The organism is uncultured Microbacterium sp., assembly GCF_963521695.1.
Lineage (GTDB): Bacteria > Actinomycetota > Actinomycetes > Actinomycetales > Microbacteriaceae > Microbacterium.
Genome location: NZ_CAUQWC010000072.1, coordinates 1 through 14,786 on the forward strand (window position 1 = coordinate 1; position 14,786 = coordinate 14,786).

At 70.8% G+C, this 14,786-nt stretch carries 17 protein-coding genes and 1 pseudogene; 11 read left to right on the forward strand and 7 right to left on the reverse strand.

The window, feature by feature from the left end; translation table 11 throughout:
• Positions 1-217 precede the first annotated feature (217 nt).
• The 3 genes from RWP81_RS07410 to RWP81_RS07420 all read left to right on the forward strand — a co-directional run bounded on the left by RWP81_RS07410 (position 218) and on the right by RWP81_RS07420 (position 2,304).
• Positions 218-973, forward strand: coding sequence for a PspA/IM30 family protein (locus tag RWP81_RS07410; RefSeq protein WP_055958222.1), 756 nt, complete (start codon positions 218-220; stop codon positions 971-973).
• A 66-nt stretch (positions 974-1,039) separates the two neighbouring features.
• A complete protein-coding gene (locus RWP81_RS07415; protein ID WP_314454247.1) occupies positions 1,040-1,852 on the forward strand; it encodes an arginase family protein in 813 nt (270 codons plus the stop codon).
• Positions 1,849-2,304: a Fe-S oxidoreductase gene (locus RWP81_RS07420; RefSeq protein ID WP_314454251.1), complete on the forward strand. Its 456-nt coding sequence runs from the start codon at positions 1,849-1,851 to the stop codon at positions 2,302-2,304. The genes RWP81_RS07415 and RWP81_RS07420 overlap by 4 nt, the downstream gene beginning before the upstream one ends.
• A 185-nt stretch (positions 2,305-2,489) precedes the next feature.
• Here RWP81_RS07420 and RWP81_RS07425 read toward each other — a convergent pair whose 3' ends face one another.
• The 3 genes from RWP81_RS07425 to RWP81_RS07435 all read right to left on the reverse strand — a co-directional run bounded on the left by RWP81_RS07425 (position 2,490) and on the right by RWP81_RS07435 (position 4,340).
• Positions 2,490-2,954, reverse strand: a complete 465-nt coding sequence (locus RWP81_RS07425) for an SIP domain-containing protein (RefSeq protein ID WP_314454254.1) — start codon at positions 2,952-2,954, stop codon at positions 2,490-2,492.
• A gap of 178 nt (positions 2,955-3,132) precedes the next feature.
• The gene (locus RWP81_RS07430) at positions 3,133-3,846 is read right to left on the reverse strand and encodes a tyrosine-protein phosphatase (RefSeq protein WP_314454256.1); all 714 of its coding nucleotides are present in this window, start codon (positions 3,844-3,846) and stop codon (positions 3,133-3,135) included.
• Positions 3,843-4,340: a carboxymuconolactone decarboxylase family protein gene (locus RWP81_RS07435; protein ID WP_314454258.1), complete on the reverse strand. Its 498-nt coding sequence runs from the start codon at positions 4,338-4,340 to the stop codon at positions 3,843-3,845. Before RWP81_RS07435 ends, RWP81_RS07430 begins: the two co-directional genes overlap by 4 nt.
• A 158-nt stretch (positions 4,341-4,498) precedes the next feature.
• On the opposite strand from RWP81_RS07435, the gene RWP81_RS07440 reads away from it, so the two are divergent.
• From RWP81_RS07440 to RWP81_RS07475, 8 genes and pseudogenes are all read left to right on the forward strand, one after another.
• Positions 4,499-5,416, forward strand: a complete 918-nt coding sequence (locus RWP81_RS07440; RefSeq protein WP_314454260.1) for an alpha/beta hydrolase — start codon at positions 4,499-4,501, stop codon at positions 5,414-5,416.
• Between the two features lie 164 nt (positions 5,417-5,580).
• Entirely contained in the window at positions 5,581-7,092 is a 1,512-nt protein-coding gene (locus RWP81_RS07445; protein ID WP_314454263.1) for an ABC transporter substrate-binding protein, read from the forward strand.
• Entirely contained in the window at positions 7,089-8,039 is a 951-nt protein-coding gene (locus RWP81_RS07450; RefSeq protein WP_314454266.1) for an ABC transporter permease, read from the forward strand. The genes RWP81_RS07445 and RWP81_RS07450 overlap by 4 nt, the downstream gene beginning before the upstream one ends.
• Positions 8,036-8,905: an ABC transporter permease gene (locus RWP81_RS07455; protein ID WP_314454269.1), complete on the forward strand. Its 870-nt coding sequence runs from the start codon at positions 8,036-8,038 to the stop codon at positions 8,903-8,905. Before RWP81_RS07450 ends, RWP81_RS07455 begins: the two co-directional genes overlap by 4 nt.
• A pseudogene (locus tag RWP81_RS07460) lies at positions 8,902-9,675 on the forward strand (ATP-binding cassette domain-containing protein); the annotation flags it as partial. The gene RWP81_RS07455 and the pseudogene RWP81_RS07460, both read left to right, overlap by 4 nt.
• Positions 9,676-9,839: 164 nt before the next feature.
• Positions 9,840-10,631 carry an ATP-binding cassette domain-containing protein gene (locus tag RWP81_RS07465; protein WP_314454272.1) on the forward strand — a complete coding sequence of 264 codons (792 nt, stop codon included), beginning with the start codon at positions 9,840-9,842 and terminating at the stop codon, positions 10,629-10,631.
• A 145-nt stretch (positions 10,632-10,776) separates the two neighbouring features.
• On the forward strand, positions 10,777-11,835 hold the full coding sequence (locus RWP81_RS07470) for a M4 family metallopeptidase (protein ID WP_314454275.1): 1,059 nt from the start codon (positions 10,777-10,779) through the stop codon (positions 11,833-11,835).
• Complete coding sequence (locus RWP81_RS07475) at positions 11,822-12,148, forward strand: protealysin inhibitor emfourin (protein ID WP_314454278.1); 327 nt, start codon at positions 11,822-11,824, stop codon at positions 12,146-12,148. Before RWP81_RS07470 ends, RWP81_RS07475 begins: the two co-directional genes overlap by 14 nt.
• A gap of 71 nt (positions 12,149-12,219) precedes the next feature.
• On the opposite strand, the gene RWP81_RS07480 is transcribed toward RWP81_RS07475, so the two are convergent.
• From RWP81_RS07480 to RWP81_RS07495, 4 genes are all read right to left on the reverse strand, one after another.
• On the reverse strand, positions 12,220-12,831 hold the full coding sequence (locus RWP81_RS07480) for a GNAT family N-acetyltransferase (protein ID WP_314454281.1): 612 nt from the start codon (positions 12,829-12,831) through the stop codon (positions 12,220-12,222).
• Between the two features lie 74 nt (positions 12,832-12,905).
• A complete protein-coding gene (locus RWP81_RS07485) occupies positions 12,906-13,592 on the reverse strand; it encodes a uracil-DNA glycosylase (RefSeq protein ID WP_314454284.1) in 687 nt (228 codons plus the stop codon).
• Positions 13,589-14,074, reverse strand: coding sequence for a phosphoribosyltransferase (locus RWP81_RS07490; RefSeq protein WP_314454286.1), 486 nt, complete (start codon positions 14,072-14,074; stop codon positions 13,589-13,591). Before RWP81_RS07490 ends, RWP81_RS07485 begins: the two co-directional genes overlap by 4 nt.
• Positions 14,075-14,156: 82 nt before the next feature.
• On the reverse strand, positions 14,157-14,786 hold a 630-nt coding region (locus tag RWP81_RS07495), incomplete at its 5' end, for an SDR family NAD(P)-dependent oxidoreductase (protein ID WP_314454289.1).

The window sequence follows — 14,786 nt, forward strand, 5'->3', positions numbered from 1 at the left end:
CTCACGCACCGGCGGCTTCGGCGGAGGCTTCTCCGGCGGGGGACGCAGCCGTGCCGGTGGGGGCGGCGGCTTCTCGGGCGGGGGACGCAGCCGAGCCGGCGGGGGGAGCGGCAGACGCCGCTAGTCCACCCCTCGCGGGCACCCCGCCCGATCACAGAGAATTCGTAGCATCCGACACCAGACTCGACATCGTCGCCCTCAGGAAGGAACACCCCGCATGGCCAAGCAGTCCATCTTCGGTCGCATCTCGACCCTCGTCCGCGCGAACATCAATTCGCTCCTCGACCAGGCCGAGGACCCTCAGAAGATGCTCGACCAGCTCGTCCGCGATTACTCGAACTCGATCGCCGACGCCGAGTCGGCGATCGCAGAGACGATCGGCAACCTCCGCCTGCTCGAGCGCGACCACCAGGAAGACATGCAGGCCGCGGCGGAGTGGGGCAACAAGGCCCTCGCCGCCAGCCGCAAGGGTGACGAGCTTCGCGCCTCCGGCAACGCCGGCGAAGCCGACAAGTTCGACAACCTCGCCAAGATCGCCCTGCAGCGGCAGATCTCGGCCGAGGGCGAGGCGAAGTCGGCCGCTCCCACCATCGCGGCGCAGACCGAGGTCGTCGACAAGCTCAAAGACGGCCTGAACGGCATGAAGGGCAAGCTCGAGCAGCTCCGCGCCAAGCGCAACGAGCTCACCGCTCGGGCCAAGGTCGCCGAGGCGCAGAACAAGGTGCACGACGCCGTCAAGTCCATCGACGTGCTCGACCCCACCAGCGAACTCGGCCGCTTCGAAGACAAGATCCGGCGCGAAGAGGCCCTGGCAGCGGGCAAGCAGGAGCTCGCCGCCTCCAGCATCGACGCCCAGTTCAACGCGCTCGACGACGTGGGCGAGCTCACCGAGGTCGAGGCGCGACTGGCCGCCCTCAAGGTCGGCGGACCTCAGCGTGCCGCAATCGACGCACCCAGCCCCGACCAGGTCTGACATGCTCGTGAGTGCACCGCCCGCTCGCCCGGGCGGCGCACTCACGTCTTGCGGCGAGGAGCACCCGTGACCCGATTCATCGTCGCCCCGCAATGGCAGGGGTCGTCGTCGTCACGTGCCATGCAGCTCATCGACGGCGCCGAGGCGATCGCCGGAGACCTGCCGCGCAGCTCGACCACAGTGCTCGACGTGCCCACCGAGGCCGGCGACGCCCAGGGGACGGGGGTACACCGCCTCAGCGCGCTGGTGCGCATGCGCGAGCGCATCGAAGACGCCGTCCGCGGGTCCGACGAGCCCGCGATCGTCGTCGGCGGCGACTGCGGAGTCGCCCTGGGCTCGCTCACGCCTATCGCCGGAGACGATCTCGCCGTGGTGTGGATCGACGCGCACGCCGACCTCAACACCCCCGAGACCTCCCCCAGCGGCGCCTTCCACGGCATGGTGCTGCGCGCGATCACCGGAGAGGGCGAGAGTCTCCTGCGCCTCGAGCCCGGCATCCCTCCCGCGCGCCTCGTACTCGCGGGCACACGGTCATTGGATGCCGAAGAGCAGCGCTTCATCGAGCATCACAACGTGCGTGTCGTCGCCCCGGACGAAATGGCCGACCCCGATGTGCTGGCCGACGCCGTGGTCGCGACCGGAGCGACCCGCGTGTACGTCCATGTCGACCTCGACGTGCTCGACCCCGCCGAAATGGCGGGCGTCGCCCTGCCCGAGCCCTTCGGCGCCCGCACCGTCGACGTCGTGGCATCCATCCGACGACTGCGGGAACGACTCCCCCTCGCCGGCGCGACGCTGACGGAATTCTCGCCGTCGTCGCCGGCGGCCGCCGTCGAGGACCTGGGCACGATCCTGCGTCTCGTGGGAGCCCTCGCGTGAGCCCGATCCCCCGACCTCCGGCTGGGTGGCGCGAGCGCGCCGACCGCGCGGTCGCTCGCGGACGACGGTTCGACCGCTTCATCCCGGCCGTGCTGCTCGACACACCCGTCAGCCGGATCGGCTACTGGTACGGCTGCGCCGTCGGGTGGACCTGGGGATCCGTGTGGAGCACCGGCCGCATCGAGAAGCGGGCGGGTCTGTGGGTGTTCCGGGGGCTTCCGTCGTGGGCGTTCCCCCGCGGCGGCGTCTGCGTGGGCGCCTGCTTCCTGACCGGCGACGATCGTCCGACCGACACGGTGCTCGGACACGAGGCCGTGCACCGACGCCAATGGCGCCGCTACGGATTCCTCATGCCGGTGCTCTACGCACTCGCCGGGCGTGATCCGCTGCGCAACCGCTTCGAGATCGAGGCGGGCCTGATCGAGGGCAATTACGTGCCGCGGGGCAGCTGACGCGCGGGCCTCGACCAGCGCCGGGGCGGCTCGTGACGAGACGACGTCCGTAGGCGAAGCACGGTCGTGCCGCCTCGGCGTCCTCGCCCGGTCAGATCACCTTCGGGCGTCGTGAGCGGTCGTCCGCGAAAGCGGATACAGCGCGAGGCTCAGGCAGAGCGGGCGGACGCCGGAGCGCGCCGACGTCAGCGCGCGGTCGCGAGACCGAAGCGCTCGGGAGTGTGGATGGCCAGGGCGTCGACGCCGTGGCGGCTGATCAGGTCGTCGACGATCTCGGCTGTGCCGAGGTAGCCGCCCAGCAGCACCACGCGGGTCGCGTCGTCGTCTGCGCAGAGCATCTCGCCGGCCCACCCCGAGACGGCGCGCGCGAGCGCCTCTCCGGGAGCGCAGCCGCGGCCGGTGCCGGGTGCGCCGGCACGGCGGGAGCGGTCGAGCCAGGTCAGCGTCATGCGCGCCGGGGCGGCGACGGAACCCATCCACGACTCGTCGGGGACCTCGATGAACACGCGTCCGGTCGAGCAGATGGGCAGCGTGGCCAACAGCGTCTCGAGCTCGACGAGAGAGGTCTCGTCGGCCGTCACGAGATGCTGCACGCGCGTGTGCCGCGAAGCCCGGCAAGCGGCGGCGTTGTGCTCGATGGACGTGGTCATGATGGCATCCACTATACCCCCGGCGAAGGGTTGCCTAACCTGAGTTCGCGCCCTGTATCTCGACGTCGAGGTGGTCGCCGGGCACGAGCCGTGGCCGCGGATCGTCCGCCGACGCAGGACATCCACCGCGCATCATGCGATCCCGCTGCCGATCCCGGGGCGCGGCGGGCGCGACAGGTCAGACGACCAGCAGATCTCGCAGTCGGCGCAGTTCGTCGTCGGTCACACCGTTCGCGCGCAGGTATCCGGCCGGGGAGCCGTACTCGCGATCGAGGCGTTCGAGCAGCGTGCGCATGACCGGGGCCGGGGACCGCGTCGCCAACGCCTCCGCGTGCACGGCGCGCGGGTGCAGGGCACGGACGGCCCGCAGTACGGCGGCATTGCGCTCAGCTGGCAGAAGTTGCTCTGTGCGGGCGTAGTCGGCGATCACGGCTTCGCGGTCGACCCCGGCGGCGTCGAGTGCGATGGCGACGGTGACGCCCGTGCGATCCTTGCCGACGGTGCAGTGCACGAGCACGGGCTGCGCGCTCAGGATGCCACGCACCACCGCGACGACGCGGTCGGCGGAATCGTCGACGATCGCGGCGTACAGGGCGTCGAGGCTCACGTCGTTGGCGAAGAACGACGCGACGGAGCCGAGGAAGAGCGGCTCGTGCTGCACGTCGACGGCGAGATCGTCCAGTCGGCTCGGAGCGTGGGCCACCTCGGCGTCATCGCGCAGATCGATGACGCGCCGGATGCCGAGCTGACGGAGCGTGCGGACACCGGCGTCGTCGACGGCGACGAGGTTGCCCGACCGGTACAGCACCCCCTCGCGCGTGCGTCCGTCGCCGGCGGGCAGACCGCCGACGTCGCGGAAGTTCGTCGCACCCGAGACCAACGACGTCGTCATGCGTCGTGCTCGTGAGGCGTGTTCGCGGGCGCGTCCGTGCGCGGGGGTACCGGGTAGCGGCCGGCGATGGCCACGCGATTGAACGCGTTGATGGCCACGAGGACCCAGCTGAGGGCGACGTACTCACGCTCGCTCAGGATGCCGCCGGCCTGATCGTAGACGTCATCGGGGATGCCGTCCTCGTGAATGAAGGTGAAGGACTCGGTCAGCTCGAGCGCGGCCCGCTCGCGTTCGTCGAAGACGCCCGACTCGCGCCACGTGGCGATCTGCGCGATCACATCGGCGTCGAGTCCGGCTTTCACGGCCGCCTCGACGTGAACGCGCACGCAGAAGGCGCAGCCGTTCAGCTGCGACGCGTGGATCTGCACGATCTCGCGCAGGCGAGCGTCGAGCCCGGCGTCGGCTGCGAGCCTGCCGACCGTCGTCGAGAACGACCGCAACGCCGCGTACGCCTCGGGGGCCTTCTTCGACAGGTGCACGCGTTCCTCGGCCATGGCCACAGCCTATGGGCCGCCGTGCGCGCACGGGTCGGGGTGCCGAGGGTCACGGCCTCGACACCGCGCGAACACCCCCTCGCCCGAACGACCGCCGCCAAGACGCCCCGCGGCACGGCGGTGGCGGCGTCGTCGACAGCGGTGACAGGCTGGGTGCCATGCCCGAGCTCGACGAGTTCTCCTTCCTGCCCGCGCAGGCCGCCTCCCTCGGACGTGCGGACCCGACGGTGCACCGTGTGCGCCTGACGCTCTCCGACGGTCGTACCCTCAGCGGCCTGGCGTGGGGTGACGCACCCCCGCGCGTGACGCTGCTGCACGGCGCCGGACTCAACGCTCACACCTGGGACACGACGCTGCTGCATCTGGGCGTCCCCGCCCTGGCGCTCGATCTGCCCGGCCACGGCGACTCGTCATGGCGCGACGACGCCGCCTACGTCGCCCGCGTCCTCGCGCCCGATGTCCTGGCGGCGATCGACGCCTGGAGCGACCGGCCGCAGACACTCGTGGGCCACTCGCTCGGCGGGCTCACAGCGGCCGCGGTCGCGGCATCCCGACCCGACCTCGTGTCGCAGCTCGTGATCGTCGACATCACCCCCGGCGTCGATCCCAGCGCGGGCCCCGCGCAGATCCGTGCCTTCTTCGCCGGCCCGACCGACTGGGCATCGCGCGACGAGCTCGTCGACCGCGCCCTTTCCTTCGGTCTCGGCGGCACGCGCGAGGCGGCGACTCGCGGCGTCTTCCTCAACTCGCGCGTTCGACCCGACGGACGCGTGGAGTGGAAGCACCACTTCGCCCACCTCGCGGCCGCTGCCGCGAACGCGGGCGCCGACGCGACGACCTCCGACGCGGTTCGTGCGGTGCTGGCGGCCACGGGGTGGGACGACATCGCCGACGTGGAGCGTCCGATGACCCTCGTTCGCGGCGAGCGCGGTTTCGTCACGCCCGCCGATGCCGAGGAATTCACGCGTCGCGTCCCCGGCGCCGCGGTGCGCACCCTCCCCACCGGCCACAACGCGCAGGAGGAGGATCCCGGCGCTCTCGCCGCGCTCCTCGCCGACGCTCTGTCGAACGACTGAGCGCGAGCGGTCGACCGAGGAGCCCCTCCTCCCCCGGGTCACGAGCCGTCGCGCACCGTCACACGCGGAGGGGAGGGAATACGGGTGAAAGTAGGCTGTTCCCACCCCTGCACGGCATCCACAGCACCCTCGATGCCTTCGGCCTGCGAAAGGACAACCCCGCAATGCTGCGCCGCACCACCCTCGCCACGAGTGCGCTTCTCATCGGAGCCCTGCTCCTCACCTCCTGCACCGGTTCGAACACCGCGCAGAACCCGACGGGCGAGGCGAATCCGGATGCCACTCTCACGGTGCGCCTGTCGCTCGAGCCGTCGAACCTTGACATCCGCCGCACCGGTGGTGCCGCCCTCGAGCAGGCACTGGTCGACAACGTCTATCAGGGACTCGTGACGCGCAACGCCGACGACGACAACGCCATCACCCCGGCCCTGGCGACGGAATGGAACGTGTCGGCCGATGGCCTCACCTACACCTTCACCCTGCGGCAGGGGGTGACCTTCCACGACGGCAGCGAGCTCGCCGCCGACGACGTCGTCGCCTCCCTGCAGACGGCGAAAGACGATGCGACCATCGCCGACAGCTCCGACCTGGCCGGTGTGACCTCGATCGCCGCCCCCGACGCCTCGACCGTCGTGCTGACTCTCGCACAACCCAACATCGACTTCCTCTTCACCCTCACCGGGCGGGTCGGCCTCGTCTTCAACAGCGGCGACACGACGAACCTCCAAACGGCCGCCAACGGCACCGGACCGTTCACGGTCGCGAGCTGGAACACCGGCCAGAGCCTCACGCTCGCGCGCTACGACGGGTACTGGGGTGACAAGGCCGGCGTCGCCGAGGTCGTGCTCGACTACATCCCCGACAACAGCGCCGCCATCAACGCCGCCATCAACGGCGACCTCGACGTCGCTCTCGAGATCGACCCCGAGCTGCGGGGCCAGCTCGAAGACGGCGGGAACTTCACGATTGCGTCGGGCCTGACGACCGACAAGGGCACCCTGGCGTTCAACAACCAGCGGGCTCCTCTGAACGACCAACGGGTGCGCGAGGCCCTGCGCCTGGCGATCGACCACGACGCCCTCGTCGAGACCCTCGGCTCCGGCGACACCCTCTACGGCCCCATCCCGCCGCTCGATCCCGGCTTCGAAGACCTCACGGGCTCCGTCGACTTCGATCCCGACCGGGCCCGTGAGTTGCTCGCCGAGGCCGGCGCACAGAACCTGAACCTGACGCTGACCATCCCCAACGTCTACCCCGGCACGATCGCCACGTTCCTGGTGTCATCGTTCGCCGACGTGGGCGTCACGCTGCAGGTCGAGCAGGTCGACTTCACCGCCTGGTTGCAGGACGTCTACACGAACAAGGACTACGACCTCAGCTTCGTCCGCCATGTCGAGGCGCGCGACTTCGGCAACTGGGCCGATCCGTCGTACTACTTCGGTTACGACAACGCCGAGGTGCAGGGCCTCTACGCGCAAGCGCTCGCCACGACGGACGAGCAGCAGTCGTCCGACTTCTTGGCCGAGGCCGCCCGAATCGTCAGCGACGAGGATGCGGCCGACTGGCTGTTCCTCTCGACACCGTTGACCGCGGTGGGCACGAACGTCGCGAACTTCCCGCAGAACTCCCTCAACGTGCGCCTGCCGCTGGCCGGTGTGACGGTCTCGTCGGAGTGATCCGCTACGCGCTGACACGGCTGGGCCTGCTCGTGCTGGGCCTGGCCGTGGCCAGCGTGCTGATCTTCCTCTCCCTGCGCGTACTCCCGGGCGACGTCGCGCAACTCATCGCCGGCGCCGAGGCGACGCCCGCGCAGATCGCCGCCGTGCGCGCGAGTCTCGGCCTCGACGTGCCGCTGTGGTCGCAGTACGGCGATTGGATCGGCGGGTTGCTGCGCGGCGACCTCGGCACCTCCCTCGTCACGGGCACCTCGGTCGCCGCGGAGCTGGCCGACAAGGCGCGGGTCACCGTTCCGCTCGCGGCCATGTCCCTCACGGTCGCGCTGCTCGTCGGCATCCCGTTCGGCGTGCTGTCGGCTCTGGGACGTCGCCGCGCGAGCGGCACGGCGGTGAGTGTCGTCGCGCAGGGTCTCGCGGCCGTACCGGTGGTCTGGGCGGGTCTCATGCTGGTGGTGGTGTTCTCGGTGTGGCTCGGATGGTTGCCGCCGCAGGGCTTCCCCCGGACCGGGTGGGACGACCCCGCAGCCGCCTTCCGCGCGCTCGTGCTTCCTGCCGTGACCATCGGCGTGGTCGAGGGCGCCATCCTCCTGCGCTTCGTACGCAGTGCCACGCTCCAGGCACTCGGCCAGGACTACGTGCGAACGGCAGCCGCGAAAGGTCTCACCCGCACGCGCGCACTCCTCGGCCACGGTCTCCCCAACGTCGGGCTCTCGGTCATCACCGTGCTGGGGCTGCAGATCGCCGGCGTCATCGTGGGAGCGGTGATCATCGAGCAACTGTTCACCCTTCCGGGCATCGGCCGCATGCTCGTCGGCGACGTCGCCTCGCGCGACCTGCCGAAGGTGCAGGGGGAACTTCTCGCGCTGACCGGCTTCGTCCTCTTCGTGGGATTCCTCGTCGATCTCATCCACCGTCTCGTCGACCCCCGACAGCGGGAGGCCGCATGACCACCCTGCGACGTCTCTGGGGGCTCGGAACCGGCCGGTTCGGCATCCTCATCGTCCTTCTCGTGCTCGTCACGGCAGTGGTGTCTCTCGGGTGGACGCCGTTCGATCCGGCGGCCGTCGATGCGCGGGAGCGCTGGAGCGACCCGTCATGGCCGCATGTGCTGGGCACCGACAACAGCGGTCGCGACATCGCGAGCCTGCTGATGGCGGGCGCGCGCACGACGGTGATGGTCGCCGTCGGTGCGGGGGTGGTCGCCTCGGTACTCGGAATCGCTCTCGCGGCCCTCGGCTCGCTCACCGCGCGGTGGGTCCGCGAGAGCGTCGCGGTGCTCGTCGACATTCTGATCGCCTTCCCGGTGCTCATCATCGCGATGATGATCTCAGCGGTGTGGGGCGGCTCGCTCGCCGTCGTCATCTGGGCAGTGGGAATCGGCTTCGGTGTGAACGTCGCCCGCGTGACACGGCCGGAGCTGCGCCGTGTCCTGCACAGCGACTACGTACTCGCCGGACGCGCGAGCGGCCTGACGACGTGGCAGAACCTCACCCGGCACCTCCTGCCCAACGTCGCACCGGTGTTCATCGTGCAGCTGTCGTGGGGCATGGCGGTGGCGGTGCTCGCCGAGGCGGGGCTGTCGTACCTGGGCTTCGGCGCCCCGGTCACTCAGCCCTCGTGGGGCGTGCTGCTGAGCGATCTGCAGGCGTACATCGCCGTGCACCCGCTGACGGTGGTGTGGCCGGGCCTGGCCATCACGGTCACCGTGCTGGGGCTGAACCTGCTGGGCGACGCCCTGCGCGAGGCCGCCGATCCCACCCTGTCCGAGCGCGCGCCCTCCGCCCGCCTACACGTGCCGGGGGTGGTCGTGTGAGCCTCGAGGTGACCGACCTGCGCGTCGAGATCGGCGGACGCCCGGTCGTCGACGGAGTCTCGTTCGCCGTGCCCGATGGCGCACGGGTGGGCATCATCGGCGAGTCCGGCTCGGGCAAGTCGCTCACCGCCCTGGCGATCCTCGGGCTCCTGCCCGATGGGGCGCGGGCGAGCGGGAGTGTGCGGTGGAACGGGCGCGAGATCCTGGGGCTCCCCGACCGAGAGCTCGCGCGGCTCCGCGGCGACGACATCGGCATGGTGTTCCAGGAGCCCCGCACCGCCTTGAACCCCATCCGCACGGTCGGCCGGCAGATCGTCGAGTCCGTGCGCATCCACGAACGCGTCTCACGCCGCGAGGCGCTGCGCAGAGCGGTCGCCGAGGCGGAGCGCGTCGCGCTGCCCCAGCCCGAGCGCATCGTCTCGCGGTACCCGCACCAGCTGTCCGGGGGCCAGCGCCCGCGTGTCGCGATCGCCATGGCCCTCGCCTGCCGCCCGCGCCTGCTCATCGCCGACGAGCCGACCACCGCGCTCGACGTGACGATCCAAGCGGGTGTCCTCGCGCTGCTGCGCACCCTGGTTCAGGATGCCGGCATGTCGCTCGTCTTCATCACCCACGACCTCGCGGTGCTCGCGCAGGTCGCCACCCACGCTGTCGTCCTCGAGCACGGCCGGGTGGTCGAGCAGGGCGGTGTCGCCGACCTGCTGCACGCGCCGTCGTCGTCGGTCACGCAGGCCCTGTTGCGCGACGCGACAGCGACGCTGTGGCATCCCGAGCGTTCGCATCCATCGGTCTCGGATGCCGCGGCGGCGGCCGTCCAAGACGGACCCGCCCTCACCGCGCCGAGCAGCGGCGCGATCGATGCCTCCGTGGCGGGCGTGGACGACTCCACGCCACCGCCCGCGGAACCCGGCGCCTCGGAGACGGGGCGGACGCCATGACCGAGACGATCATTCGGGCGCGCGGACTCTCCCGCGATTACCCGACCCCCCGCACCCGCGGATTCGGACGCGCCGAGCGCACCCCGGGTCTCGTCGACGTCGACCTCTCGGTGCTCGCGGGTTCCGCGGTCGGCATCATCGGCGAGTCGGGCTCGGGCAAGTCCACGCTCGTGCGCCTGCTGCTCGGGCTCGACGTCGCGACCGCGGGAACCGTCGACCTCGAGGGACGCGCGGTGGACGCCCGCGGTTCGGCGCGTTCGCTGCACTGGCTCCGTCGCACGACCGGCGTCGTCTTCCAGGATCCGTACGCCTCCCTCGACCCGCGCATGAGCGTCGGGCGCATCGTCGGCGAACCCCTGTGGGCGCTGGGGATCGAGGGCGATCGCCGCGCACGCGTGCGGGAGGTCCTCGAACAGGTCGGACTCGAGGCCGACATGGCCGCCCGCTTCCCGCACGAGTTCTCGGGCGGGCAACGGCAACGCATCGCACTCGCCCGTGCCATCGTGCACCGGCCGCGCATCCTCGTCGGCGACGAGCCGCTGTCGGCGCTCGACGTGACGGTGCGGGCGCAGATCCTGCGTCTGCTGGCGCGGCTGCGCGTCGAGGAGAAGGTGACCCTCGTGCTGGTGTCGCACGACATCGGCGTCGTCCAGAACGTCTGCGATCAGGTCGTCGTGATGAAGGACGGCCGCATCGTCGAGCAGGGCCCCACCGAGAAGGTCCTGCTGCAGCCGCAGGCCGCGTACACCCGCCAGCTGCTGGCATCCATCCCGACTCTGCCCCGCTGACGCGCCCCTCTGCCTGCGGCGGGTCCGCCGGGGCGCCGGTCGTCGTGGGGCGCGGCTCCTCCCCCACGCGTGCGGGTGGGAATCCGCCCCCAGGTCGAGAGCAAGGGATGCCGCGATGTCGGAGGTGCGCGCTAGCCTCGGGCGCATGATCGCCGGCATCGTTCCCCCCTTCCTGCTCGACCGTCTCGCTCAGACCGACGACCCCCGTCTTGCGCGGGCCGCCGCCGCCGCCCGCAAGACGCTGGCCATGCCGCGTCCTCCGCGGCCCACACGCACACGACTGCGCCTGTCGATCGACGGCGACGCGCTGGTCGCCGAGACCGCGCCCGCCCCCGATCGCATCATCTCCGACGCCGGCAACACCGAGAACCTGCCGGGGCGCCGGGTGCGCAGCGAAGACGACTCTCCCAGCGGCGACGTCGCCGTCGACGAGGCCTACGACGGTCTGGGTGCGACCTACGACTTCTTCTGGGACGCCTTCTCGCGCGACGGGATCGACGCCGCGGGCGGCTCGCTCCTGGCCACGGTGCACTTCGGCGACGACTACGACAACGCCTTCTGGAACGGCGAGCGCATGGTCTTCGGCGATGGCGACGGTGAGGTGTTCGTCGGATTCACGCGCTCCCTCAGCGTCATCGCGCACGAACTCGGCCACGGGGTGACCGAGGCCGCCGGCGGCCTCGAATACCAGGGCCAGTCCGGTGCTCTGAACGAGTCGCTGTCCGACGTGTTCGGAGCCCTGGCCGAGCAGCACCACTTGGGCCAGCAGGCCGATGAGGCGACCTGGCTCATCGGGGCGGGCATCTTCGCCCCCGACGTCCAGGGCGAGGCCCTGCGATCGATGAAGGCGCCCGGCACGGCGTACGACGACGACGTGCTCGGCAAAGACCCGCAGCCCGGTCACATGCGCGACTACGTCGAGACCGACGACGACAACGGCGGCGTGCACATCAACTCGGGTATCCCGAACCGGGCGTTCTACCTCGCCGCCACCGCTTTGGGCGGCAAGGCCTGGGAACGCGCGGGTCTGATCTGGTACCGCACGCTCACCGCGGGCACCCTCTCCCCCACCGCCGACTTCACCTCCTTCGCGGCCGCCACCCTGGCGGCGGCCGCTGCGGAGTACGGTGAGGAGTCGGAGGAGGTCGCCGCCGTCCGCGCCGCTTGGGCCGGGGTCGGCGTCGTGGAGGATGCCGCAGCCTGAAGCCGACATAAACGAGCGTCTGACGATCGTCGTCGTGCGTTCGGGCGGCATCGCCGGGCTCTCGAGACAGTGGAGGGCCGAGGCCGATGCCGACCACGCGACGCGCTGGAGAGAACTCGTCGAGAGCTGCCCCTGGGACGCAGCACCCCCGCCGACGGCCGGGGCGGACCGCTACCAATGGCGCATCGAGGTGCATCACGGCGGGGCGCCTGTGCACCAGGCGCGACTGGGCGACGGGCAGATCGAGGGTGCGTGGCGCACGCTCGTAGATGAGGTGCGTCAGGCCGCCCACCCGCAGCCGCGCGGTCGCTGAAGAGCTGCCGAGACGCGCACGGCGGCATCCTGACGAAAATTCGTGCCGCCCTCTCTGTGTGGCGGTAGCCGTCAGCCGAAGAGCTTCCGCCGTTTCTTCTTCGACGGGATGCTCTTCTGCAGGTAGACAACGCCGAGCCATCGGCCGAACTTGAAACCGACGCGGCCCATCCGGCCGACCTCGGTGAAGCCGAGCTTCTCGTGGAGCGCGATAGATGCGTCGGCGCCCTTGTCGCTGATCGCGGCGACCATCTCGCGGATGCCGAGATCCTGGCAGGCGGCGATGAGCGCTTCGAGCAGAGCACGTCCGAGACCCTTGCCCGCCGCCGCCTGACCGAGGTAGATCGAGTTCTCGACCGTGTACCGATAGGCGGACTTCGACTGCCACGGCTGCACGAGGGCGTAGCCGAGGATCTGCCCGCTGGGCGACTGTGCCACGAGGAAGGGCAGCTTCAACTTCTGGAGGGTGGCGAACTTCTCACGCCATTTGGCGATGGTCCACGCCTTCTCGTCGAAGGTGACGACGGAGTTGCGCACGTAGTAGTTGTAGATCTCCCGGATGTCGGGAATGTCGGCCTCCGTGGCCGCGCGGATCTCGAACGAGAACGGGCGCTCGGGCTCGGGGGCACGGCGCAGATGCGCGGGTGGTCGCCGACGGCTCTTCTCGTACTCCTCTTCCAGCACGTCGTAACTCTACGGGCGACCCCGTTTCCCGCGTGTGTCACCGGGCCGCGACGTCGGGCCGCATGACGACGCCGTCAGGCCGGGAGGCGCCAGTCCACGGCATCCGCGCCCTGCTCCGCCAGCAGGGAGTTGACCTGCGAGAACGGTTTGGAGCCGAAGAAGCCCCGGCTGGCCGAGAGCGGCGAGGGGTGCGGCGACGAGACGACGGCGGTGCTGCCCAGCAGGGGCGTGAGGTTGATGGCATCGCGACCCCAGAGCACCGCGACCAGGGGCGCATCCCGTTCGACGAGACACCGGATGGCATGTTCGGTGACGCGTTCCCATCCCCAGCCGCGATGGGATGCCGGCGACCCCGGCGCCACCGTGAGAACCCTGTTCAGCAACATGACCCCCTGGGCCGCCCACGCCGAGAGGTCTCCGTGCGGGGCGGGAGAGATCCCGAGATCGTCGGAGAGCTCCCGATAGATGTTCGCGAGGCTTCGCGGCAGGGGCCGCACGTGCGGGTCGACCGCGAACGACAGCCCGATCGGGTGACCCGGCGTCGGGTAGGGGTCTTGTCCGACGATGAGGACCCGGACGGCGTCCAGCGGCGTGCGAAAGGCGCGGAGCACGAGCTCGCCGGCCGGCAGATACGGCTTCCCCTCCTGCCGCAGACGCTCGCCGAGCGCGGCGATGTCGTCGGCGACCGGGGCGAGAGGCTCCACCCAGGTGGAGTCGATCAGGCCGGCGTCGGCGAGTTGGGCGAGGGACTTCGCCGTCACGCCGCGTCTTCTTCGTGCACCGACCCGAGGTGCGACCAGGGGAACTCGATCCAGAGGGTCGTGTTCTTCCACGAGTAGTCGGGCGTCACGACCGTCGTCGGCTTGGTGTAGATCACGGCGGACCGCGCTTCGGCACCATGCCGGTCGAGCAGTTTGACGGCGAGGTCGAGCGTGCGACCGCTGTCGGCGACGTCGTCGACGAGCAGCACGCGGCGTCCCTCGAGGTACGACAGGTCCAGCGCCGGGGGCAGCACCTCCGGCGCATCGAGTACGGTGCCCACACCCGTGTAGAACTCGACGTTGAGCGCGCCGCAGTTCTTCACACCGAGGCCGTAGGCGATCGCCCCTCCCGGCAGCAGCCCGCCCCGCGCGATGGCGACGACCACCTCCGGACGGAACCCGTCCGCGACGATCGCGCGCGAGATGTCGCGCGTCGCGACCCCGAAATCGTCCCAGCTCAACCGTTCGCGCTCGTCCGTCACACCGGATCCTCTCCTCGACTGCTCTCACCCTAGGCGCTCGAGGGGTGCCCCCCGTCCGGGGCGCGGACGCGGCGGCGCGGGGTCAACGCGTCGTCAGCGGCCCGCGCGCGAGCAGGTGCTGTGCGGACTGCGCCACGGGGCGCATCGTCACGAGGTCGAGGTTCACATGCCCGGGGGCGTCGAGCGCGTAGGCGATGACGTCGGCGACGTCGTCTGCCACGAGAGGCGCCTCGACGCCCTCGTAGAGCTTGTCGGCCGCGTCGTGGTCGCCACCGAGACGGTTGAGGCTGAACTCCTCGGTGCGCACCATGCCCGGGGCGATCTCGATCACGCGCAACGGCTCGCCGTTCAGCTCCTGACGCAGCGCGTGAACGAGCATCGACTCCCCGGCCTTGGCCGCGTTGTACCCGCCCCCGCCCGGGTAGGCCGTCTGCGCAGCTGTCGAGGTGACGAAGAGCAGGTCGGCGTGGCCCGAGACGTCAGCCGCACGCCGGATAGCCGGAAGAAGGGATGCCACCAGGCGCTGCGCCGAAAGGACGTTCGCCTCGAACATCCAGCGCCAGTCCTCCGGGTCACCGGCCTCGATGCGATCGCTGCCGCGCGCACCCCCGGCCACATGCACGAGCGCGTCGACGCCGCCGGTCTCATCGAGCCACGAGGCCAGCGCCGCCACCGCGTCGCCGTCTGTCAGGTCGGCGGCATGGGCCACCAC

Excerpts from the sequence above, each read along its gene's own strand:
- RWP81_RS07475 (WP_314454278.1), top strand. The coding sequence starts at position 11,822 with ATGCCGCAGCCTGAAGCCGACATAAACGAGCGTCTGACGATCGTCGTC.
- RWP81_RS07410 (WP_055958222.1), top strand. The coding sequence starts at position 218 with ATGGCCAAGCAGTCCATCTTCGGTCGCATCTCGACCCTCGTCCGCGCG.
- RWP81_RS07425 (WP_314454254.1), bottom strand. The coding sequence starts at position 2,954 with ATGACCACGTCCATCGAGCACAACGCCGCCGCTTGCCGGGCTTCGCGG.
- RWP81_RS07440 (WP_314454260.1), top strand. The coding sequence starts at position 4,499 with ATGCCCGAGCTCGACGAGTTCTCCTTCCTGCCCGCGCAGGCCGCCTCC.
- RWP81_RS07455 (WP_314454269.1), top strand. The coding sequence starts at position 8,036 with ATGACCACCCTGCGACGTCTCTGGGGGCTCGGAACCGGCCGGTTCGGC.
- RWP81_RS07445 (WP_314454263.1), top strand. The coding sequence starts at position 5,581 with ATGCTGCGCCGCACCACCCTCGCCACGAGTGCGCTTCTCATCGGAGCC.
- RWP81_RS07435 (WP_314454258.1), bottom strand. The coding sequence starts at position 4,340 with ATGGCCGAGGAACGCGTGCACCTGTCGAAGAAGGCCCCCGAGGCGTAC.
- RWP81_RS07465 (WP_314454272.1), top strand. The coding sequence starts at position 9,840 with ATGACCGAGACGATCATTCGGGCGCGCGGACTCTCCCGCGATTACCCG.
- RWP81_RS07470 (WP_314454275.1), top strand. The coding sequence starts at position 10,777 with ATGATCGCCGGCATCGTTCCCCCCTTCCTGCTCGACCGTCTCGCTCAG.
- RWP81_RS07430 (WP_314454256.1), bottom strand. The coding sequence starts at position 3,846 with ATGACGACGTCGTTGGTCTCGGGTGCGACGAACTTCCGCGACGTCGGC.